Annotated in this window: 19 protein-coding genes; 8 read left to right on the top strand and 11 right to left on the bottom strand. The window is 70.8% G+C overall.

Going from position 1 to position 19,612, the window contains the following annotated elements:
• Positions 1–81: 81 nt before the first annotated feature.
• On the top strand, positions 82–1,458 hold the full coding sequence (locus CKW28_RS11310) for a type II NADH:quinone oxidoreductase Ndh (RefSeq protein ID WP_040548169.1): 1,377 nt from the start codon (positions 82–84) through the stop codon (positions 1,456–1,458).
• Here CKW28_RS11310 and CKW28_RS11305 read toward each other — a convergent pair.
• The 8 genes from CKW28_RS11305 to CKW28_RS11270 form a co-directional block, all read right to left on the bottom strand.
• Complete coding sequence (locus CKW28_RS11305; RefSeq protein WP_003927494.1) at positions 1,455–2,081, bottom strand: urease accessory protein UreD; 627 nt, start codon at positions 2,079–2,081, stop codon at positions 1,455–1,457. The genes CKW28_RS11310 and CKW28_RS11305 overlap by 4 nt on opposite strands.
• A gap of 29 nt (positions 2,082–2,110) precedes the next feature.
• Positions 2,111–2,788 (bottom strand): urease accessory protein UreG, encoded by a 678-nt coding sequence (gene ureG / locus CKW28_RS11300; protein WP_003927493.1) that lies wholly within the window; start codon positions 2,786–2,788, stop codon positions 2,111–2,113.
• 10 nt (positions 2,789–2,798) lie between these two features.
• Entirely contained in the window at positions 2,799–3,434 is a 636-nt protein-coding gene (locus CKW28_RS11295; RefSeq protein ID WP_003927492.1) for an urease accessory protein UreF, read from the bottom strand.
• Positions 3,434–5,167 carry an urease subunit alpha gene (locus tag CKW28_RS11290; RefSeq protein WP_003927491.1) on the bottom strand — a complete coding sequence of 578 codons (1,734 nt, stop codon included), beginning with the start codon at positions 5,165–5,167 and terminating at the stop codon, positions 3,434–3,436. Before CKW28_RS11290 ends, CKW28_RS11295 begins: the two co-directional genes overlap by 1 nt.
• The gene (locus CKW28_RS11285; RefSeq protein ID WP_003927490.1) at positions 5,160–5,516 is read right to left on the bottom strand and encodes an urease subunit beta; all 357 of its coding nucleotides are present in this window, start codon (positions 5,514–5,516) and stop codon (positions 5,160–5,162) included. The genes CKW28_RS11290 and CKW28_RS11285 overlap by 8 nt, the downstream gene beginning before the upstream one ends.
• Positions 5,513–5,815, bottom strand: coding sequence for an urease subunit gamma (locus CKW28_RS11280; RefSeq protein WP_003927489.1), 303 nt, complete (start codon positions 5,813–5,815; stop codon positions 5,513–5,515). Before CKW28_RS11280 ends, CKW28_RS11285 begins: the two co-directional genes overlap by 4 nt.
• A gap of 69 nt (positions 5,816–5,884) precedes the next feature.
• Positions 5,885–6,289, bottom strand: coding sequence for a PaaI family thioesterase (locus CKW28_RS11275; protein ID WP_003927488.1), 405 nt, complete (start codon positions 6,287–6,289; stop codon positions 5,885–5,887).
• A 192-nt stretch (positions 6,290–6,481) separates the two neighbouring features.
• Positions 6,482–7,282 carry an iron reductase gene (locus tag CKW28_RS11270; protein ID WP_040548167.1) on the bottom strand — a complete coding sequence of 267 codons (801 nt, stop codon included), beginning with the start codon at positions 7,280–7,282 and terminating at the stop codon, positions 6,482–6,484.
• Positions 7,283–7,518: 236 nt separating this feature from the next.
• Between CKW28_RS11270 and CKW28_RS11265 the strand changes: the two genes are divergently transcribed.
• From CKW28_RS11265 to CKW28_RS11250, 4 genes are all read left to right on the top strand, one after another.
• Entirely contained in the window at positions 7,519–7,935 is a 417-nt protein-coding gene (locus tag CKW28_RS11265) for a BlaI/MecI/CopY family transcriptional regulator (protein ID WP_003927486.1), read from the top strand.
• A gap of 14 nt (positions 7,936–7,949) precedes the next feature.
• A complete protein-coding gene (locus CKW28_RS11260) occupies positions 7,950–8,873 on the top strand; it encodes a M56 family metallopeptidase (protein ID WP_003927485.1) in 924 nt (307 codons plus the stop codon).
• Positions 8,874–8,963: 90 nt separating this feature from the next.
• Entirely contained in the window at positions 8,964–10,418 is a 1,455-nt protein-coding gene (gnd, locus tag CKW28_RS11255; RefSeq protein ID WP_003927484.1) for an NADP-dependent phosphogluconate dehydrogenase, read from the top strand.
• Between the two features lie 73 nt (positions 10,419–10,491).
• On the top strand, positions 10,492–11,934 hold the full coding sequence (locus CKW28_RS11250; RefSeq protein WP_003927483.1) for a GuaB1 family IMP dehydrogenase-related protein: 1,443 nt from the start codon (positions 10,492–10,494) through the stop codon (positions 11,932–11,934).
• 27 nt (positions 11,935–11,961) lie between these two features.
• Here the strand turns inward: CKW28_RS11250 and CKW28_RS11245 are convergent, their stop codons facing one another.
• The 3 genes from CKW28_RS11245 to CKW28_RS11235 are packed head-to-tail and all read right to left on the bottom strand — an operon-like array spanning position 11,962 to position 15,729.
• Positions 11,962–13,122, bottom strand: coding sequence for an ABC transporter ATP-binding protein (locus tag CKW28_RS11245; RefSeq protein ID WP_003927482.1), 1,161 nt, complete (start codon positions 13,120–13,122; stop codon positions 11,962–11,964).
• 23 nt (positions 13,123–13,145) lie between these two features.
• Positions 13,146–14,645: an ABC transporter permease gene (locus CKW28_RS11240; RefSeq protein WP_050812086.1), complete on the bottom strand. Its 1,500-nt coding sequence runs from the start codon at positions 14,643–14,645 to the stop codon at positions 13,146–13,148.
• Between the two features lie 52 nt (positions 14,646–14,697).
• Positions 14,698–15,729: an iron ABC transporter substrate-binding protein gene (locus CKW28_RS11235; protein ID WP_003927480.1), complete on the bottom strand. Its 1,032-nt coding sequence runs from the start codon at positions 15,727–15,729 to the stop codon at positions 14,698–14,700.
• Between the two features lie 488 nt (positions 15,730–16,217).
• Here CKW28_RS11235 and CKW28_RS11230 point away from each other — a divergent pair, with 488 nt between their 5' ends.
• Genes CKW28_RS11230 through CKW28_RS11220 form a run of 3 tightly spaced genes read left to right on the top strand, consistent with a single transcriptional unit; the run spans position 16,218 to position 19,526 of the window.
• Positions 16,218–17,588 (top strand): hemolysin family protein, encoded by a 1,371-nt coding sequence (locus CKW28_RS11230; RefSeq protein ID WP_003927478.1) that lies wholly within the window; start codon positions 16,218–16,220, stop codon positions 17,586–17,588.
• Positions 17,588–18,637: a hemolysin family protein gene (locus CKW28_RS11225; RefSeq protein WP_003927477.1), complete on the top strand. Its 1,050-nt coding sequence runs from the start codon at positions 17,588–17,590 to the stop codon at positions 18,635–18,637. Before CKW28_RS11230 ends, CKW28_RS11225 begins: the two co-directional genes overlap by 1 nt.
• Positions 18,630–19,526, top strand: a complete 897-nt coding sequence (locus tag CKW28_RS11220) for a hypothetical protein (protein WP_003927476.1) — start codon at positions 18,630–18,632, stop codon at positions 19,524–19,526. Before CKW28_RS11225 ends, CKW28_RS11220 begins: the two co-directional genes overlap by 8 nt.
• Positions 19,527–19,612 lie beyond the last annotated feature (86 nt).

Below are 19,612 nucleotides of genomic sequence, written 5' to 3'. Positions count from 1 at the left end.
CCGCTGTCGCCACCGACCGCGCCGACGGCTAACGTGATCGATGACGAAGGAACTGCACATGACGTCCGTTGAGGAGCCTTCATGAGCCACCCCGGAGCCACCATGTCGGATCGGCACAAAGTGGTCATCATCGGATCCGGCTTCGGCGGCCTCAACGCGGCCAAGGCGCTCCGGCGCGCCGACGTCGACGTCAAACTCATCGCGCGGACCACCCACCACCTGTTCCAGCCGCTGCTGTACCAGGTCGCCACCGGGATCATCTCCGAAGGCGAGATCGCCCCGGCCACCCGGGTGGTGCTGCGCCGGCAGCGCAACGTGCAGGTCCTCCTGGGCGATGTGACCCGGATCGACCTCACCAACCGCAGGGTGGAGTCGGTGCTGCTGGGCCACACCTACTCCACCCCGTACGACAGCCTGATCGTGGCCGCCGGGGCCGGACAGTCCTACTTCGGCAACGACCACTTCGCCGAGTTCGCGCCCGGGATGAAGACCATCGACGATGCGCTGGAGCTGCGCGCCCGCATCCTCGGCGCGTTCGAACAGGCGGAACGCTCCAGCGACGCCAAACGCCGGGAGAAGCTGCTCACCTTCACCGTGGTCGGGGCCGGGCCGACCGGGGTGGAGATGGCCGGTCAGATCGCCGAACTGGCCAAGTACACCCTCAAGGGCACGTTCCGCAGCATCGATCCGGCCACCGAGGCGCGGGTGATCCTGCTCGACGCGGCGCCGGCGGTGCTACCCACGATGGGTGAGAAGCTCGGCAAGAAGGCCCAGGCCCGCCTCGAGAAGATGGGCGTGGAGATCCAGCTCGGCGCGATGGTCACCGACGTGGACCGCAACGGGATCACCGTCAAGGACTCCGACGGCACCGTCCGGCGCATCGAGTCGGCGTGCAAGGTGTGGTCGGCCGGCGTCTCGGCCAGCCCGCTCGGCAAGGATCTGGCCGAACAGTCCGGCGCGGAACTGGACCGGGCCGGCCGGGTCAAGGTGCTGCCCGATCTGTCACTGCCGGGCCATCCCAATGTGTTCGTCGTCGGCGACATGGCCGCGGTCGAGGGGGTGCCGGGCATGGCCCAGGGCGCCATCCAGGGCGCCCGCCACGCCGCCAAGCTGATCAAGAACGAGCTCAAGGGGGCCGATCCGGCCGACCGCGAGCCGTTCCAGTACTTCGACAAGGGCTCGATGGCCACGGTGTCGCGGTTCAGCGCGGTCGCCAAGATCGGCCCGCTGGAGTTCGGCGGTTTCATCGCCTGGCTGGCATGGCTGTTCCTGCACCTCGTCTACATCGTGGGGTTCAAGGCCCGGCTTACCACCGCGCTGTCCTGGATCGTCACCTTCCTGGGCAGCCACCGCGGCCAGCTCACCATCACCGAACAGCAGGCATTCGCGCGCACCCGCATCGAGGAACTGCAGGAGATCGCGGCTTCGGTGCAGGACACCCAGAAGGCGGCCAGTTAGAGCCGTTCACCCTGCCAGGTGGCCAGGCATCCGCCGGCGGCCAGTTCCAGCACGGTGCCGTCGGTGTCGACGGCCTGTTCCGGATAGCGCAGTTCGCTGACCGACGCCAACGGGGTGCCCAGCGCGTCGGAGGTCACCGATCCGGCGCCCAGCTCGACGCGGTGCCGCAGCAGCGGCGCCGAATCCACGTCGGCGTACCAGGCTCCCGACCAGAAGCCGTGCTGCTCACCGGATCTGCCGATCTGCACCCGTTCGCGCATCCGTAACCGCCCGGCTCCGGTGAGACGCACCTCGGTGCTGCTGTGGTGTCGGGCGGCGCCGGCCACCACGGTGGGTTGCGGGTCGATGTCCACCGCGCCGGCCGCCTCGACACGCCAGACCGAGCTCGACTCGGTGGTGGCCGCCCCGGGCAGCACGATGGTGGCCGCGACGCTGCGCACCCGCAGCCGCGCTCCCGGCTCCACCACCACCCGCACGGTCACGGTGTCGCCGCCGAGGGGGGTGGCCGCCGCCGAGACCAGGTGGACGGTGTCCGGACCGGTCCGGCGGGCGGCGATCCCGCCGCGGCATTCCAGGCGCGGCAGCCGGCCGGGGGTCGCGACGATCAGCACCTCGGAGTGCATCGGCGCGATTTTCGACATCCCGGCGTCCGTCAGCCGACCGGGAGCCGCAGCCGGCCCCGTACCCACGTCAGCACCGGGGTGGCCGCCGGGTCCTCGGTGAGCGAGATCAGCGCGGTCGGCCGGCCGCCGCGCACGGCCGCGGCGTCCCGGCGCATCACCTCCAGATCCGCGCCGACCAACGGGGCCAGATCGGTCTTGTTGACCACCAGCAGATCCGAGAACGTCACCCCGGGGCCGCCCTTCCGGGGCACCTTGTCACCGCCGGCCACATCGATGACGAAGATCTGCGCGTCGACCAGCCCCGACGAGAACGTCGCGGTCAGGTTGTCGCCACCGGACTCCACCAGGATCAAATCCAGGCCGTCGTGTGCCGCCATGAGGTCGTCGATGGCGTCGAGGTTGGCGGTGATGTCGTCGCGGATCGCGGTGTGCGGGCAGCCGCCGGTCTGCACCGCGGCGATGCGGTCGTCGGGCAGCACCGCGTGGCGGCGCAGGAAGTCAGCGTCCTCGGTGGTGTAGATGTCGTTGGTCAACACCGCCAGCGACAGTTCGTCGCGCAACTGCCGGCACAGCGCGGCCACCAGCGCGGTCTTCCCGGATCCGACCGGGCCCCCGACACCGATGCGCAACGGTTCGTCAGGGCGGCGCACCCGGCGCGGCCGGGGCCGCTCCGGATGTGGCGATCCGTCGATGAAATGCGGTGGCATGGTGGTCCTTTCAGGAGGCGAACAGGGGTCGTTCGCGGCGTTCGTGACGCTGGGCGAGGGTGTCCAGCAGCGGATCGGACAGATCGGCCAGACCCCGCACCGCCTCGGCCGCGGTGGCATCGCACAGTCCGGCCAGGCCGAACGTCAGCGCGGCGACGTCGGCCGGATCCAACGCCAGCAGCCGCTGCGCGGCGGTCGCCGAACCGGTCATGGTGGTGTACACCAGCGACAGCGCGGTCTGCACCGGAGTCAGACCCGCGGCGGCGCCGACCTCGCCGACGGCGACCGCCAGATGCGGGGTGCGGCCCAGCCCGTCCCAGCGGCGCTCCGGCCACACCCGGGTGGCCAACCGCAGCAGACCGCGGCCCTGCGCCCGGGACGCCCGGCGCGCGGCCGGGGCCGGGGTGCGGGCGTCGGTCTCCCGGTCGGCGTCCGGGATCGCCAGCCGCCGGTCGCACACCGCGGCGGCCACCGATGCGGTGACCAGACCGGTGGTGCGGATACGCCGCCGCAGGAACGCCTCCAGCGTGCGCAGATCGCCGACCAGCCCGCTGGTGACGGCCTCCTCGACACCGCCGGAATGCACATGCCCGCCGGTCGGCAGCCGGGAATCCGACAGCGCCAGCAGCGTGGTCAGCACCGACATCAGAACAGGAAGTAGCGTTGCGCCATCGGCAGTTCGGTGGCGGGCTGTTGCGCCCATACCTCGCCGTCGACCCGCACCGTGAAGGTGTCCGGGTCGACGGCGATGTCGGGGGTGGCGTCGTTGAGGGGCAGATCGGACTTGCCGATGTGCCGGACGTCGCCGACCGGGACCATGCGGCGGGTCACCGCGAACCGGTCGGCCAGGTTGTCCTCGATCGCCTGCGGCGCCACGAAATGCACCGAGGTCGCGGCGGCGGCGGTCGGTGCGGCCCCGAACATCGGGCGCGGCAACACCGGCTGCGGTGTGGGGATCGAGGCGTTGGCGTCCCCCATCGCGGCCCAGGCGATCATGCCGCCTTTGAGGACCGCGTGCGGGCGGACGCCGAAGAACTTCGGCTCCCACAACACCAGATCGGCGAGCTTGCCGACCTCCACCGATCCGACCTCCCGGTCCAGACCGTGGGCGATGGCCGGGCAGATGGTGTATTTGGCGACATACCGGCGCACCCGGTGGTTGTCGGCGCCGTGCGGTCCCCCGGTGTCCCCCGGCAGCGCGCCGCGGCGTCGCTTCATCACGTGGGCGGTCTGCCAGGTGCGCAGGACCACCTCGCCGATGCGGCCCATGGCCTGGGAATCACTGCCGATCATCGAGATCGCCCCGATGTCGTGCAGCAGGTCCTCGGCGGCGATGGTGGACGGCCGGATCCGGCTCTCGGCGAACGCCAGATCCTCGGGGACGCCCGGGTGGAGGTGGTGGCACACCATCAGCATGTCCAGGTGCTCGTCGAGGGTGTTGACGGTGTGCGGACGGGTCGGGTTGGTGCTGCTGGGCAACACATTCGGGTGGGCGGCCACGGTGATGATGTCGGGTGCGTGCCCGCCGCCGGCGCCCTCGGTGTGATAGGCGTGGATGGACCGTCCGGCGATCGCGGCCAGGGTGCTCTCCACGAAACCGGCCTCGTTGAGGGTGTCGGAGTGCAACGCCACCTGCACTCCCGCCGCATCGGCCACCGTCAGGCAGGCGTCGATCGCCGCCGGGGTGGAGCCCCAGTCCTCGTGCAGTTTGAAGCCGGCGGCGCCGCCGCGCAATTGCTCCCACAACGCGGACGGGTTGACGGTGTTGCCCTTGCCGAGCAGCGCGATGTTCAGCGGCCAACAGTCCAGTGCCTCGAGCATGCGGCCCAGATGCCAGGCGCCCGGGCTGACCGTGGTGGCCTTGCTGCCCTCGGCCGGCCCGGTCCCGCCGCCGATGAGTGTGGTGATACCGCTGCCGAGGGCCTCGGCCGCCAGTTGCGGGCAGATCAGGTGCACATGACAGTCGACGCCGCCCGCGGTGAGGATGCGGCCGTTGCCGGCGATGATCTCGGTGGACGGTCCGACCACCAAGTCCGGATGCACCCCGGTCATGATGTCGGGATTGCCGGCCTTGCCGATCGCGACGATGCGGCCGTCACGGATACCGATGTCGGCCTTGATGATTCCCCAGTGGTCGACGATCACCGCGCCGGTGATCACGGTGTCCGGGGTGCCGTCGGCGCGGGTGGCCCGGCCCTGCCCCATCGACTCGCGCAGCACCTTGCCGCCGCCGAACACCGCCTCGTCGCCGGCCCGGCCGGGACCGCCGCTGCGGTCCTCGGTGATCTCGATGAACAGATCGGTGTCGGCGAGCCGGATCCGGTCCCCGGTGGTCGGTCCGTACAGGTCGCCGTAGCGGGCGCGGGACAGTTCAGTCATCGGGGTCCAATCGGCCGGGCGGGTTCAGCGACAATCCGTGCACCTCCCGGGCGCCGCCCAACGGGACCGCCGAGACGCGTTGGGCCACCCCGGGTTCGAACCGCACCGCGGTGCCCGCCGGAATGTCGAGGCGGTGGCCGTGGGCCGCGGCCCGGTCGAAGTCCAGGGCCGGGTTGGCCTGCGGCAGGTGCACATGGCTGCCCACCTGCACCGGCCGGTCCCCGGTGTTGACGATGTCGAGGACGATGCGCTCGGCGCCGGGGTTGAGTTCGACGGCGCCGTCGGCATAGCGGATCTCGCCGGGGACCGGGCCGCTCTTTTCTGGGCCGCTCTCGTGTGGGCCGCTCACGGGATCGGGTGGTGGACGGTGACGAGTTTGGTGCCGTCCGGGAAGGTCGCCTCCACCTGGACGTCGGAGAGCATCTCCGGCACCCCTTCCATGACGTCGTCGCGGGTGAGCACCTCCCGGCCGCTGACCATGAGCTCGGCGACGGTGCGGCCGTCGCGGGCCCCCTCGAGCAGATGATCGGTGATCATCGCGACCGCTTCGGGATGGTTGAGCTTGAGTCCGCGGGCCCGCCGGCGGCGGGCGAGTTCGGCGGCGTACGAGATGAGCAGGCGCTCCTGTTCATGCGGAGTCAATCGCACGGACAGCGATCCTGCCACGACCGGCGCGACTCGGCAGCCCGAAGGGGATGCCCGAAGGAGATCCGGTCGCTACTCGGAGATGTTCTGCAGCCGCACCTGACCGCGCGCCACCAGCCGACCGTCCTGATCCGAGATGCTGACCTGCCAGAGCTGTTGGCGGCGGCCGCGGTGGATCGGGGTGGATTCCGCGGTCACCGTTCCGGATCGCAGTGCCCGCAGAAAGTCGGTGTTGTTGTTGACACCCACCACCGTGCCGCCCTCGCCGTGGGAGTTGAACCACAGATGTCCGGACACACTGGCCATGCTCTCGATGACGGCGCAGTACACCCCACCGTGCACGATGCCCCATGGTTGCAGCACCTTCTCGGTGATCTCGAGTTGCGCGCGGGCGCCGTCGGGAGTCGCCTCGAGATAGGTCAGGCCGATGACTTGATCGAATCCCCGGCCGAGGTCGGCCGGCACATCGCTGGTCATCCTTGCTTGTTTACACGGTCGCCCGACGATCTGGGAAATGCGGTCGGGCCCCGCACCTGCCGGCGCGGGGCCCGACCTCGAGTGGACCGGGGGTCTCTGCAGCCCTCAGGACGCCAACGCGGTCCGGCGGAACAAGCTTGTCGGTCCCGGCGTTCTCGAATCCGCTCGCACTAGATATTAGGCAAGCCTTCCCTAATTCAGCAAGACCTTCCCGACGCTGTTGCGGCATCCGCCCCGGACCGGCAGGCCGAATCCGACCATCGCGTCCAGCACGGCCTGGCTGCGCTGCATCGCGGTCACCTCACTGGTCCCGGCCAGCAGCGGCACCTGGGTCGCGGCGCCGACCACCGTGGTCCCGACCATGTGCCACATCGATGCCCGGGACATCGCCCCGCCGGCCAATTCCGCGAGGCGCTCGAAGAGCGGTTCGAGGGCCCGGTGACTGCGGTGGGCCACCCAGGTCGTCAGGGCCGCCTCGTTGGGCAGCGCCACGATCCCTTCCCTGACGCCGTTCCGGACCCTTCCGAGGCCGCCCTCGAAGCCCATGCCGCGGGAATCGGCGAACGCCGGATCGTCGGGCAGCGCGCGCAAGGTGGGGTCGACGACCCCCACCCAGTCGACGGCACCCTCGGAGTCGACATGAACCCAGAGGTTCTCCAGGCCGGTGTCCCACGCGCGCCCCTCCAGCGCCAGCAGCGGGATCACCCGTCCGACGACGACATGGGCGAGGGTGGCGGCCAGTTGCTGGGCCGCCGCCGCGGGATTGTCCGTCTCGGCCACCGCGGTCGCGAACATGCCGGCGAGTCGGTCGGTGGTCAACGCCTCGGCCAGCGGCCACCACCGCCGCCGGGACAGATCGCCCATCACGGCGACGCCGTACACCCGCGGGCTTTCCGGGGAGAGTTCGCGCAGTCGCCTACTGGACTCGTGCAGCGGCAGTCTCCGTTTGATCGTCATCCCGGCGACGAGCGGGTCGTCGATCACGACAGTCATGGCCACCTCCCGAGGAGCTTAGGTAAGGCTAAGTGAAATTAGGTTAGCCTCACTATAATGCTGGCGCGCTCGTGCGAAACCCCCTGTGACCGGACTCACAGGGCCCGGGAAAATGGCCTCGACCGGCACCGGAAGGCTCGGACCCCGGCGTGCGCCGCAGGCTCGCCCCACGGGGTACGACGCACCGTAGTAACCGGTAGTACGCTGGTCACATCGCTGTAGGAGACGGAACGAACATGGCCAAAATGACGCGTCTGGGAGACCTCGAGCACGAGGTGATGGACCACCTGTGGTCCGCGAGTGAGCCGCAGACCGTGCGTCAGGTCCACGAAGCGCTGGCCGCCCGCCGGGACTTGGCCTACACCACGGTGATGACGGTGCTGCACCGGCTCGCCAAGAAGAAACTGGTGGTTCAGCACCGCGATGATCGCGCGCACCGGTACGCACCCGCCTACGGGCGGGACGAACTGGTGGCCGGGCTGATGGTCGACGCCCTGGATCAGGCGTCGGACTCCGGTAGCCGGCAGGCCGCCCTGGTGCACTTCGTCGAGCGGGTGGGCGCCGACGAGGCCGAGGCGCTGCGCCGCGCGCTGGCCGAGCTGGAGGCCAAGCATCAGGATCCACCGTCAACTGGCGGTTCCGGCACCGACTGAGAGACACTGTCGGGGTGTCCGCGCTGGCCTTCTCCCTCCTCGCGCTCCTGCTGGCGGGCCCCGTCCCGGCCCTGCTGGCTCGAGCCGCCTGGCCGTTGCGCGCTCCCCGTGCCGCCATCGTCCTGTGGCAGGCCATCGCGCTGGCCGCGGTGCTGTCCGCGTTCTCGGCCGGAATCGACATCGCCAGCAGGCTTTTTCAGCCCGGGCCGGACGGCCGGCCAACCGCCACGATCACCAGCAGCATCGGTTCGCTGGGCTGGCCGCTGTGGACGCTCTACGTCGTGGTGCTGGCACTGACCCTGCTGGTCGGCGCCCGGCTGATCGTCTCGGTGCTGCGGGTCGCGGTGGAGATCCGACGGCGCCGGGCCCGTCACCGGATGATGCTCGACCTGGTCGGCACCTCCCCCGGCCGGGGTCAGCTGCGGGTGCTCGATGTGCCACAACCCCTCGCCTACTGCGTGCCCGGGGTGCGCGGCCGGGTCGTGGTCAGCGAGGGCGCCCTGAACACGCTGTCCGGGCGCGAGGTCACCGCCATTCTCAGCCATGAACGCGCTCACCTGCGGGCCCGGCACGATCTGGTGCTGGAGATGTTCACCGCGGTTCATGCGGCGTTCCCCCGGCTGGTGCGCAGCGCCAGCGCGCTGGACGCGGTGCGGCTGCTGGTCGAACTGCTGGCCGACGACGCCGCGCGGCGCACGACCGGCCCCACCCCGCTGGCGCGTGCGCTGGTGGCCTGCGCCGCGGGGCCTACGCCGGCCGGCGCGTTGGCGGCCGGCGGAACCCACACCGTTTTGCGCATCCGCCGGCTCGGCGGAGCGCCCAACAGCCCGAGCCTCGCCCTGGGCGCCTACCTGGCGGCCGCCGCGGTGCTGATCGTGCCGACCATCGCGGTCGCGGTACCGTGGCTCACCGAACTGCGCCGGCTCTTCTTCGGCTGACCGCCGACAACCGTATCCACGTCCGGCCACCCGACTGACCACACAACTGCACCGCACAACTGGACCCCACAACTGGAGAAAGGCTGCCGTATGAGCACGTCCGACTCGACCGCCACCGCTCAGATCGGTGTCACCGGCCTGGCGGTGATGGGTTCGAACATCGCCCGCAACTTCGCCCGGAACGGCTACACGGTGGCGGTGCACAACCGCACGGTGGCGAAGACCGACGCGCTCATCGAGCAGTTCGGATCGGAAGGCGATTTCGTTCGCACCGAGACCATCCCCGAGTTCGTCGCCGCACTCGAGCGGCCCCGACGGGTGCTGATCATGGTCAAGGCGGGCGCGCCGACCGACGCGGTCATCGCCGAACTGGCCGACGCGATGGAACCGGGCGACATCATCATCGACGGCGGCAACTCGCTGTACACCGACACCATCCGCCGGGAGAAGGCGATGGCCGAGCGGGGTCTGCACTTCGTCGGGGCCGGGATCTCCGGCGGCGAGGAGGGGGCGCTGCACGGTCCGTCGATCATGCCGGGCGGGTCCGCCGAGTCGTACCGGACGCTCGGCCCCATGCTCGAGAAGATCTCCGCGCACGTCGACGGCGTGCCCTGCTGCACCCACATCGGTCCGGACGGGGCCGGGCACTTCGTCAAGATGGTGCACAACGGCATCGAGTACTCCGACATGCAGTTGATCGGCGAGGCCTATCAGTTGCTGCGGGACGGGCTGGATCTCACCGCACCCCAGATCGCCGATGTGTTCACCGAGTGGAACGCCGGTGATCTGGACAGCTTCCTGGTCGAGATCACCGCCGAGGTGCTGCGCCAGATCGACGCCAAGACCGGTAAACCCCTGGTGGACGTGATCGTCGACGAGGCCGAGCAGAAGGGCACCGGCCGCTGGACCGTGAAATCGGCTCTGGACCTCGGTATCCCGGTGACCGGTATCGCCGAGGCGGTGTTCGCCCGCGCGTTGTCGGGTTCGGTCGCGCAGCGCCGGGCCACCACCGGTCTGGCCTCCGGCACGCTGAGCGACAAGCCCGGCGACGCCGAGCGGTTCACCGAGGATGTCCGCCGGGCGCTGTACGCCTCCAAGATCATCGCCTACGCCCAGGGCTTCAACCAGATCCAGGCCGGCAGCGAGGAATACAACTGGAACATCAACCCCGGCGACCTGGCCACCATCTGGCGCGGCGGGTGCATCATCCGGGCCAAGTTCCTCAACCGGATCAAGGAGGCGTTCGACGCCGATCCGGATCTGCCGACGCTGATCGTCGCCCCGTACTTCCGCGAGGCCATCGAGGCCGGGGTCGACAGCTGGCGCAGGGTCGTCGCCACCGCCACCGGCCTGGGTGTTCCGGTGCCCGGCTTCGCCTCGGCGTTGTCGTACTACGACGCGTTGCGCACCGAGCGGCTGCCCGCAGCGCTGATCCAGGGTCTGCGTGACTACTTCGGCGCCCACACCTACGGTCGCATCGACGCCGAACCGGGCCAGAAGTTCCACACGCTGTGGAGCGGCGACCGGTCCGAAGTGCCGGCCTGATCCGGTTCCCGGCGGTTTCACGGCGGTTCCGCGACCGCTCGGCGGCGGGTTCGGTGGCCCTAGACTGGGGGCGATGAGATTTCTCGACGGCCACCGGCCGCCCTATGACCTGACCTACGACGACGTCTTCATCATGCCGGGACGTTCGGACCTGGCGTCGCGGCTCGATGTCGACCTGTCCACGGTCGACGGCTCGGGCACCACGATCCCGATCGTGGTCGCGAACATGACCGCGGTGGCCGGGCGGCGGATGGCCGAGACCGTCGCCCGCCGCGGGGGTCTGGTGGTGTTGCCGCAGGACCTGCCGATCGAGGTGGTGCGCCACACCGTCGACTTCGTCAAGAGCCGCGATCTGGTGGTGGACACCCCGGTGACGCTCGGGCCCGAGGACTCGGTCTCGGATGCGATCGCGTTGATCCACAAACGCGCACACGGCGCCGCGGTGGTCGTCGACGAGCACAACCGTCCGGTCGGTCTGGTCACCGAGGACAACTGCGTCGGCGTGGACCGGTTCACCCGGGTCCGCGAGGTGGCGGTCGGTGAGTTCGTCAGCGCACCGGTCGGCACCGCACCCCGCAAGGTGTTCGACCTGATCGAACACGCCCAGCCGTTCGATCTGGCGGTGATGACCGCCTCCGACGGCACCCTCGCCGGGGTGCTGACCCGGCGCGGAGCGCTGCGCGCCGAGATCTACACCCCCGCGACCGATGCGCAGGGGCGGCTACGGGTGGCGGCCGCCGTGGGCATCAACGGCGATGTCGCCGCGAAGGCGAAGGCGTTGGCCGACACCGGGATCGACCTGCTGGTCATCGACACCGCGCACGGCCACCAGATCCGGATGGTCGAGGCGGTGCGCGCGGTCGCGGCGCTGGGCCTCGGGCTGCCGCTGGTGGCGGGCAATGTGGTGTCCGCCGAGGGCACCCGCGACCTGATCGAGGCCGGCGCGTCGATCGTCAAGGTCGGGGTCGGCCCCGGCGCCATGTGCACCACCCGGATGATGACCGGTGTGGGCCGGCCGCAGTTCTCCGCCGTGCTCGAATGCGCCGCGGCGGCACGGGAACTCGGCGCGCACGTGTGGGCCGACGGCGGGGTGCGCCATCCCCGTGATGTGGCGCTGGCGCTGGCCGCGGGCGCGTCCAACGTGATGATCGGGTCCTGGTTCGCCGGCACCTACGAGTCACCGGGCGACCTGATGCGCGACCGGGACGACCGGCCCTACAAGGAGAGCTACGGGATGGCCTCGAAGCGAGCGGTCACCGCGCGTACCGCGGCCGACAGCCCGTTCGACCGTGCCCGCAAGGCGTTGTTCGAAGAAGGCATCTCCACATCGCGGATGGGGCTCGACCCGTCCCGCGGCGGGGTCGAGGATCTGCTCGACCACATCACCGCCGGGCTGCGCAGCACCTGCACCTACGTGGGCGCCGCCACCCTGCCCGAGCTCCACGAGAAGGCGGTGCTGGGTGTGCAGTCGCAGGCCGGGTTCGCCGAGGGGCACCCGTTGCCCGAGGGTTGGTGACGGGCCCGGATCCGTCCGGTGGCCGGCCTATGAGCGGGCCGGCGGCCGTCCGGGTGCCGGATAGGCCAGCACCGATCCGTCCACCCGCACCCCCACCGGCTCCCCCACGCTCACCCCGGCGTCGCCGGCGGTGAGCACGGTGACCACGGTGTCGTCGGCGAGGCGCACCTGCACCGCCGACTGCGGACCGTAGAACCGCACGCTCTGCACCGCCGCGGCCGGCACGCCGTCGCGGGACCTTTCCAGCCGCAGCTCCTCCGGCCGCAGCACCACCACAACCGGGCCGTCCGGCACCGGCAGCCGAGCCGGATGAGATCCCAGCGCGGTGTGCACCACACCGTCGCGGGCCTGTCCCGGCAACTCCACCGTGGCGCCGACGAACCGCGCGGCAGCCGGAGTCGCCGGTCGTTCGTAGATGTCGGCGGGCGCCCCGACCTGGGCGAGCCGGCCGTCCATGAGCAGCGCCACCGAATCGGCCAGCGACAGCGCCTCGGACTGGTCGTGGGTGACCAGCACCGCGGTGGTGCCCGCCGCGCGCAGGATCGCGGCGATCTCCTCTCGGACCCGGACCCGCAGCCCGGCGTCGAGCGCCACGAACGGTTCGTCGAGCAACAGCACCCGCGGTTCGGCCGCCAGCGCCCGGGCCAGCGCCACCCGCTGCTGCTGACCGCCGGACAGTTCGTGCGGGCGGGCCTCGGCCGCACCCTCCAGACCGACGACCTCCAGCCAGTACCGCACCGTGTCGGCACGCCCGGCGCGCCGGGTGCGCCGCAGACCGAACGCGATGTTCTCGGCCACGCTCAGATGGGGGAACAACGCCCCCTCCTGAGGCATCAGCCCGACCCGGCGGCGGTGGGCCGGGACCGGGGCGCCCCCGCCGGCCAGGGTGTGACCGCCGATCCGCACCGTGCCGGCGTCCGGATCGTCGAAGCCGGCGAGGATCCGCAACAACGTGGTCTTCCCACACCCCGACGGTCCCAGCACCGCGGTCAACGTGCCGGCCGATACCGTCAGATCGACACCGCGCAGCACCGCCTTGGCGCCGAACGATTTGTGCAGGCCCTGCACCTCGACATCGGCGCCCCGGAGTTGCGGGGCCGACACGTCCGGGTTCGAGACGGCCGGGTTCGAGACGGCCGGGCCGGCGCCCGAGGTGTCGGCCGGCTTGGTCTTCATCGTCTTGATCACTGCTTCGTCGTCTTCTTCACGGGTCAATCACTGCGCCCTCGTCCGATGTTGGCAGTCCAGATACCCAGCACCGCCGTCGGCACCGCCGCGAACACCACCAATGCGGCCGCGTACGGGGCCGCCGCCGCGTAGTCGCTGACCGAGCTGTACCCCCACAACCGGGTGGCCAGGGTGTTGGTGCCGGTGGGATGCAACAGCAGGGTCACCGGTAACTCCTTCATACAGGTGAGCATCACTAGGGCGGCGCCGGCGGCGATCCCCGGGGCGGCCCCGCGCGCGGTGGTCGAGACGAACGCCCGCAGCGGCGGGCGGCCCAATGACCGCGCGACCTCCTCGAGCCGGATCGGGGCGGCCTCCACCGCCGACCGCACCGAGCCGATCGCCAGCGGCACCATCAGCACCACATAGGCCAGGATCAGCAGCGGGGCCTGTTGATACAGCGGCCGCAACAGCAGCACCCCGACCGACACCATCGCGATACCGACCACCACGGCCGGCAGACCGTGGGCCAGGTAGGTGGCGCCCTCGAGCACGCGGGTCAGCCTGGACCGGTACCGGGCCGCCAGCACCCCCAGCGGCAGCGCCGCCACCGTGCACGCCACCGCCGCGGCCACCGACAACCACACCGTCGACCCCAGGGCGGACAGCAGTTCGGCGCTGTCCCAGCGGCTTCCGACCGCGACCAGCCAGTGGCCCAGCTCGACGGCGGGCGCCACCAGCGCGGCCCCCAGGACCACCACCGGCGGCACCCAGGCGACCGGCTGCCACCGCCCCAGCCGGTTCACCGGCGCCGGCCGCGGGGTGCCACCCCCGACCCGGGAGGCCGCGGCCCGCCCCCGCGCCCTGGCCTCGGCCAGCACCAGCACCACCGCGAACACCAGCAGAACCAGGGCCAGCACCGCGGCGCGGGACGGATTGAACCCCGACCGGTAGGCGCCGTAGATCACCCAGGTGAACGCCTCGTAGCGCATGGCCGCCACCGCCCCGAAATCGCTGAGCACATACAGCGCCACCAGCAGCGCGCCGGCCGTGATCGCCGCCCGCGACTGGCGCAGCGTCACCCGGAACAGCACCCGCCAGCCGCCCAGCCCCAGCGACCGGGCCACCTCCTCCTGGGCCGGGTCCACCCGCGACAGCGCCGCCATCGTGGTCAGCATCACCAGCGGATAGCTGACCAGCACCAGCACCAGCGTCGAGCCCCAGAAGCCGCTGATCGTCGGGACCAGCGACACCCACAGGAAGGCCAGCAGATAGCTGGGAATCGCCAACGGCAGGGTGAGCGCCACCGCCAGCACGCGCCGGGCGACCAGATCGGTGCGGTTGACCAGGACGGCGAATCCGACCCCGAGCACCACACACGCCGCGGTGACCACCACCACCAGCAGCAGGGACCGCCCGATCAGCGCGGCGGTGCGCGGCTGGGCCAGTTCGTGCAGCACGAACGCCCAGCCCCGCTCCAGCGCCCGCTGCACCAGATAGACCAGCGGCAGCAGGGTGGCGGTCACCACCGCGGCCGCCGGCATCAGCAACAGGATCGGGGTGCGGCGCCGGGGCCGCGCGGCTAGCAGCACCGCATCAGTTCGTCAGCAGCCCGGTCTCGACCAGCAGTTCCTGGGTGGCCTCCAGGTCACTGAGCTGCGACAGGTCGACCTCGGGCGGTTGCAGATCGGCCAGCGGCGGCATCTCCGGCCCGGCCGGCACGCCGTCGATCAGCGGGTACTCCGAGGTCTCCTCGGCGAAGTACTCCTGGGCGTCCTTCTCCACCAGGTAGGCCGCGAACCGTTGCGCGGCTTCGGGATTGGAAGCGGTCTTGAGCACCCCGACACCTGCGACGTTGATCAGCCCACCCGGATCGCCGGGAGCCATGTACTGGTTCTCGGCGACCACCGCGTCGGCGCCCTTGGCCTTGATCAGCTCGTAGAGGTAGTAGTGGTTCACCAGGCCGAGCGGAATCTGGCCGGCATCCACCGCATCGCGCACCGCGACGTTGTTCTCATAGGCCTGCGGTTCCTGGGCCTTGAACGCCTCCAGCCACTGCCGCGCCCCGTCCTCACCGCGCAGTACCCGCAGCCCGGTGACGAACGACTGCCAGGACGCGTTGCTCGGCGCGAAGCCGATCTTGCCGCCGGCCCACTGCGGGTCGAGCAGGCCGTCGATGGTGTCGGGCGGCTCCGGGGCCAGGTCGGGGTTGTACACCACGACCCGGGCCCGGCCGGACACGCCGAGCCAGGTGCCGTCGGCGGCCGAGAAGTGCGCCGGCACCTTCGCCAGGGTCTCCGGGTCGATCGGGGTGAACAGCCCGGCCTCGGTCACCGCGCCCAGCGCACCGGCGTCCTGGGACAAGAACACATCGGCCGGCGACCGGTCCCCCTCGGTGATCAGCTGGGCGGCCAGTTCACCGGAACCGGCGTAACGCACGTCGACCTCGATGCCGGTGTCGGTGCTGAACCGCTCGATCAGCGGCGCCACCAGTTGCTCGTTGCGGCCGGAGTAGACCACCAGCTTCTCGCCGGCGGCCTCCGCGGTGGTCTGCCCATCGGTGTCGGACTCCGGCGCGGAGCCGCAGGCCCCGAGCGCCAGCGCGGTCGCCGCGGCGGTGAGCAGCACGGCGATCCGGTTGAACCCCCGTCGGTTGAACCCCCGTCGGTTGAACCCCCGTCGATTGAACCCGGCCCGATTGAAAATTGTCCTCACGCCGTGTCCTCCAGCAAGCCGAGCGGGCCGACCACGCCCGCGACATCGAGACCGAACTGGGGTTGAACGTACCACCGGACTGAGGTGAGGCTAAATAACATCCCACGCCGTCATCCCCGCCGTCTCCGGGTGCGTGGGCCACCGGCCGGGCATCGTTCGCTAGGATGGTTACCCATCACGCAGCCATCCGTCCGTGGATGCTGCAGTGGAGCGAACGAAAGGGAAGTTGTGCCGCAGGCGCCAGCGGAGGTTTCCTCCCCCGCCGTAGCGTCCGGTGCCGAGCGCTCGTCGGGTGATCCGTCCAGTCCCGGGGCCGCCGACTCCGTCGCCACCGATCCCGCAGAGGCCGAACCTCTTTCTATATCGCCGGGCATTGCGCCCGGCGCCCCGCCGAGGATCCGATGAGCAGCGTCTCGGTCGCGCTGTCGATCCTGGCGATCCTGCTGCTGACTGCGGGCACCGCCGCGTTCGTCGCCGCCGAATTCTCCCTGACCGCGCTGGAACGCAGCACCGTCGAGGCCAACGCCCGCTCCGGTGACCGGCGAGATCAGATGGTGCGGCGGGCGCACCGGACCCTGTCGTTCCAGCTGTCCGGCGCGCAGGTCGGCATCTCGATCACCACACTGGCCACCGGTTACCTGGCCGAACCCGTGGTCGCCCGGCTGCTGCAGCCCGCGATCGACGCGGTCGGCGTGCCCGACCGGCTCGCCGGTGGGCTGTCGCTGTTCCTCGCCGTGTCGATCGCCACCTCGCTGTCGATGGTGTTCGGCGAGCTGGTGCCCAAGAACCTGGCCGTGGCCCGCCCGGTGGAGACCGCGCGCTGGTCCGCGCCACTGCAGGTGGTGTTCTCCGCGCTGGTCACCCCGCTGATCCGGGTGACCAACGGCACCGCGAACTGGATTCTGCGGCGGCTCGGCATCGAACCTGCCGAGGAGCTGCGCTCGGCCCGCTCCGCCCAGGAACTGGTGTCCCTGGTGCGCAATTCGGCCCAGAGCGGATCGCTGGACCCGGTCACCGCGCGACTGGTCGACCGGTCCCTGCAGTTCGGCGACCGCACCGCCGAGGAGCTGATGACCCCGCGGTCCAAGATCGAGGCGCTCGATGCCGACGACACCGTGGCCGACCTGATCCGGGTGGCCGACGAGACCGGGTTCTCCCGGTTCCCGATCACCCGCGGCGACCTCGACGAGACCGTCGGGATGGTGCACGTCAAACAGGTCTTCGAGGTGCCGCACGATCAGCGCGCCACCACCCGGCTGGCGCGGTTGGCGGTGCCGGTGATCAAGGTGCCCTCGACGCTGGACGGTGACGCGCTGATGACCCAGCTGCGCGGCAACGGTCTGCAGACCGCGCTGGTGGTCGACGAGTACGGCGGCACCGCCGGCATGGTCACCGTCGAGGACATGATCGAGGAACTCGTCGGTGATGTGCGCGACGAACACGACGACGCCACCCCGGCGGTGGTGCGCGCACCGCACGGCTGGCAGGTGTCCGGACTGCTGCGCATCGACGAGGTCGCCGATCAGACCGGGTTCCGTCCGCCCGAAGGCGATTACGAGACGATCGGCGGGCTGGTGCTGCAGGAGCTCGGCCACATCCCCGAGGCCGGCGAGGCCGTCGAGCTGACCGCCTTCGAACCGGACGGCCCGATGGAGGATCCGGTGCGGTGGCTGGCCACCGTCGTCCAGATGGAGGGCCGCCGCATCGACCTGCTGGAGCTGGTCGAACTGGGGCGCGGCAACGGCGGCCCGAAAGCCGGGGTGCAGCGCTGATGGGCGATCTGTTCGGGGTGTTGCTGACCGTTCTGCTGCTGGGGGCGAACGCCTTCTTCGTGGCCGCCGAGTTCTCCCTGATCTCGGCCCGCCGGGACCGGCTGGAGGCGCTGGCGGAGCAGGGCAAGAAGAGCGCCGTCACGGTCATCCGCGCCGGTGAGCAGCTGTCGTTGATGCTGGCCGGATCGCAGCTGGGCATCACGATCTGTTCGATCCTGTTGGGCCGTATCGGCGAACCGGCGGTCGCGCACCTGCTGGAGAAGCCGTTCGACCTGCTCGGGGTACCCGACGCGGTGCTGCACTCGGTGTCGTTCGTGGTGGCGTTGAGCATCGTGGTGATCCTGCACGTGCTGCTCGGCGAGATGGTGCCGAAGAACATCGCGATCGCCGGCCCGGAGAAGAGCGCGATGCTGCTCGTCCCGACCTTCCTGGTCTACATGCGTGCGGTGCGCCCGCTGATCGCCTTCTACAACTGGTGCGCCAACGCGACCCTGCGGGCGTTCCGGGTGCAGCCCCGCGATGAACTCGATGTGACGGTGTCCACCGTCGAACTGTCGGAGATGATCGCCGAATCGGTGTCCGAGGGTCTGCTCGACCCCGAGGAACACAGCCGGCTGACCCGCGCCCTGCAGATCCGCACCCGGGTCGTCAACGACGTCGCGATGCCGCTGGACCAGATCCGCACCGTGCCGGTCGCCGGGCCCGGCCGGGGGCCGACCGTCGGGGCGGTCGAACAGGCCCTCAAGGCCACCGGCTATTCGCGGTTCCCGGTCACCGCGCCGTCCGGCGAGTTCCTCGGCTATCTGCACATCAAGGATGTGCTGCCGTTCGCCGACGACCCCGAGACCGTGCTGGACCTGTCGATGGTGCGGCCGCTGCCGGCGCTGCCGGCCTCGTTGCCGCTCCCCGAGGCGCTGTCGCGGATGCGGCGCAACAACAGCCATCTGGCGCTGGTGACCACCGACGGCAGGGTCACCGCGATGGTGGCGCTGGAGGACCTGGTCGAGGACCTGGTCGGAACCGTACGCGACGGAACCCACCGTGTCTGATCTGTGCGCGTCCGAGCTGAGCGAACCGGAGTGGTCGGCCCGCGAACACCGCCATCACGCCCGGGTCGAGGAGTTCCTGCGGGCCCATCCGCACCGCGGCCGCACCGGCCGGCCGCACCCGGTGTGGGACTTCCTGTTCACCTACTACAGCCTCAGACCCCGGCAGCTGCGGCGCTGGCATCCCGGGTACGGCGTGGTGCTCGGCGGTGCCGGGGCCCGGCGGTTCCTGGACCGGCCCGGCTACACCGCACACCGCGGCGGGGTCACCGTCGGCGCCGAATACCTGGCCGCCCGGATCGACACCGTCCGGTTCATCGCCGACCTGCTGCGCGCCACCGCCGACCGGCCGCCGCAGCTGAACTGCTTCGGGCTGCACGAGTGGGCCATGGTGTACCGGACGCGCACGATCCGCCACGCCGACGTGCCGTTGCGGCTCGGCCCCGCGGGCACCGATGCGGTGGTGGAGGCGCTGCCGTTGCGCTGCACCCACTACGACGCCTACCGGTTCTTCACCCCGGCGGCGGCCCGGCGCAACGCCCGGCTCAGCCGCGACACCCAGCGCGACCACGAACAGCCCGGCTGCCTGCACGCGGCGATGGACCTGTACAAGTGGGCCTATAAACTCGGGCCGCTGGTGCCGTCGGAACTGGTGCTGGACTGTCTGCGGTTGAGTGCCCGGGCGCGCGCACTGGACATGCGCGCCAGCCCGTATGACCTGCGGTCCTTCGGATTCCAGCCGGTGGCGATCGAGACCCCGGCCGGCCGCGCCGAGTATGTGCGCGGTCAGCAGGAGATCGCTCGCCGGGCGGCAACGCTGCGCAGTGTGTTGCTCGACCGGTGCGAGGCGTTGCTGGCCGCTGCGGCCGACTCGACGGTGTGCGCGCGCTGACCCCTCGTTACTGGTGGGTAAGCTGGGACGACGTGGTGGTCGGCCTAATACCGTCGAACATGTAGCCACGCGCGGGTGGCGGAGTG

The sequence above is a fragment of the Mycolicibacterium thermoresistibile genome (genome assembly GCF_900187065.1).
GTDB lineage: Bacteria > Actinomycetota > Actinomycetes > Mycobacteriales > Mycobacteriaceae > Mycobacterium > Mycobacterium thermoresistibile.
This window is presented reverse-complemented; position numbering and strand designations above follow the sequence as displayed.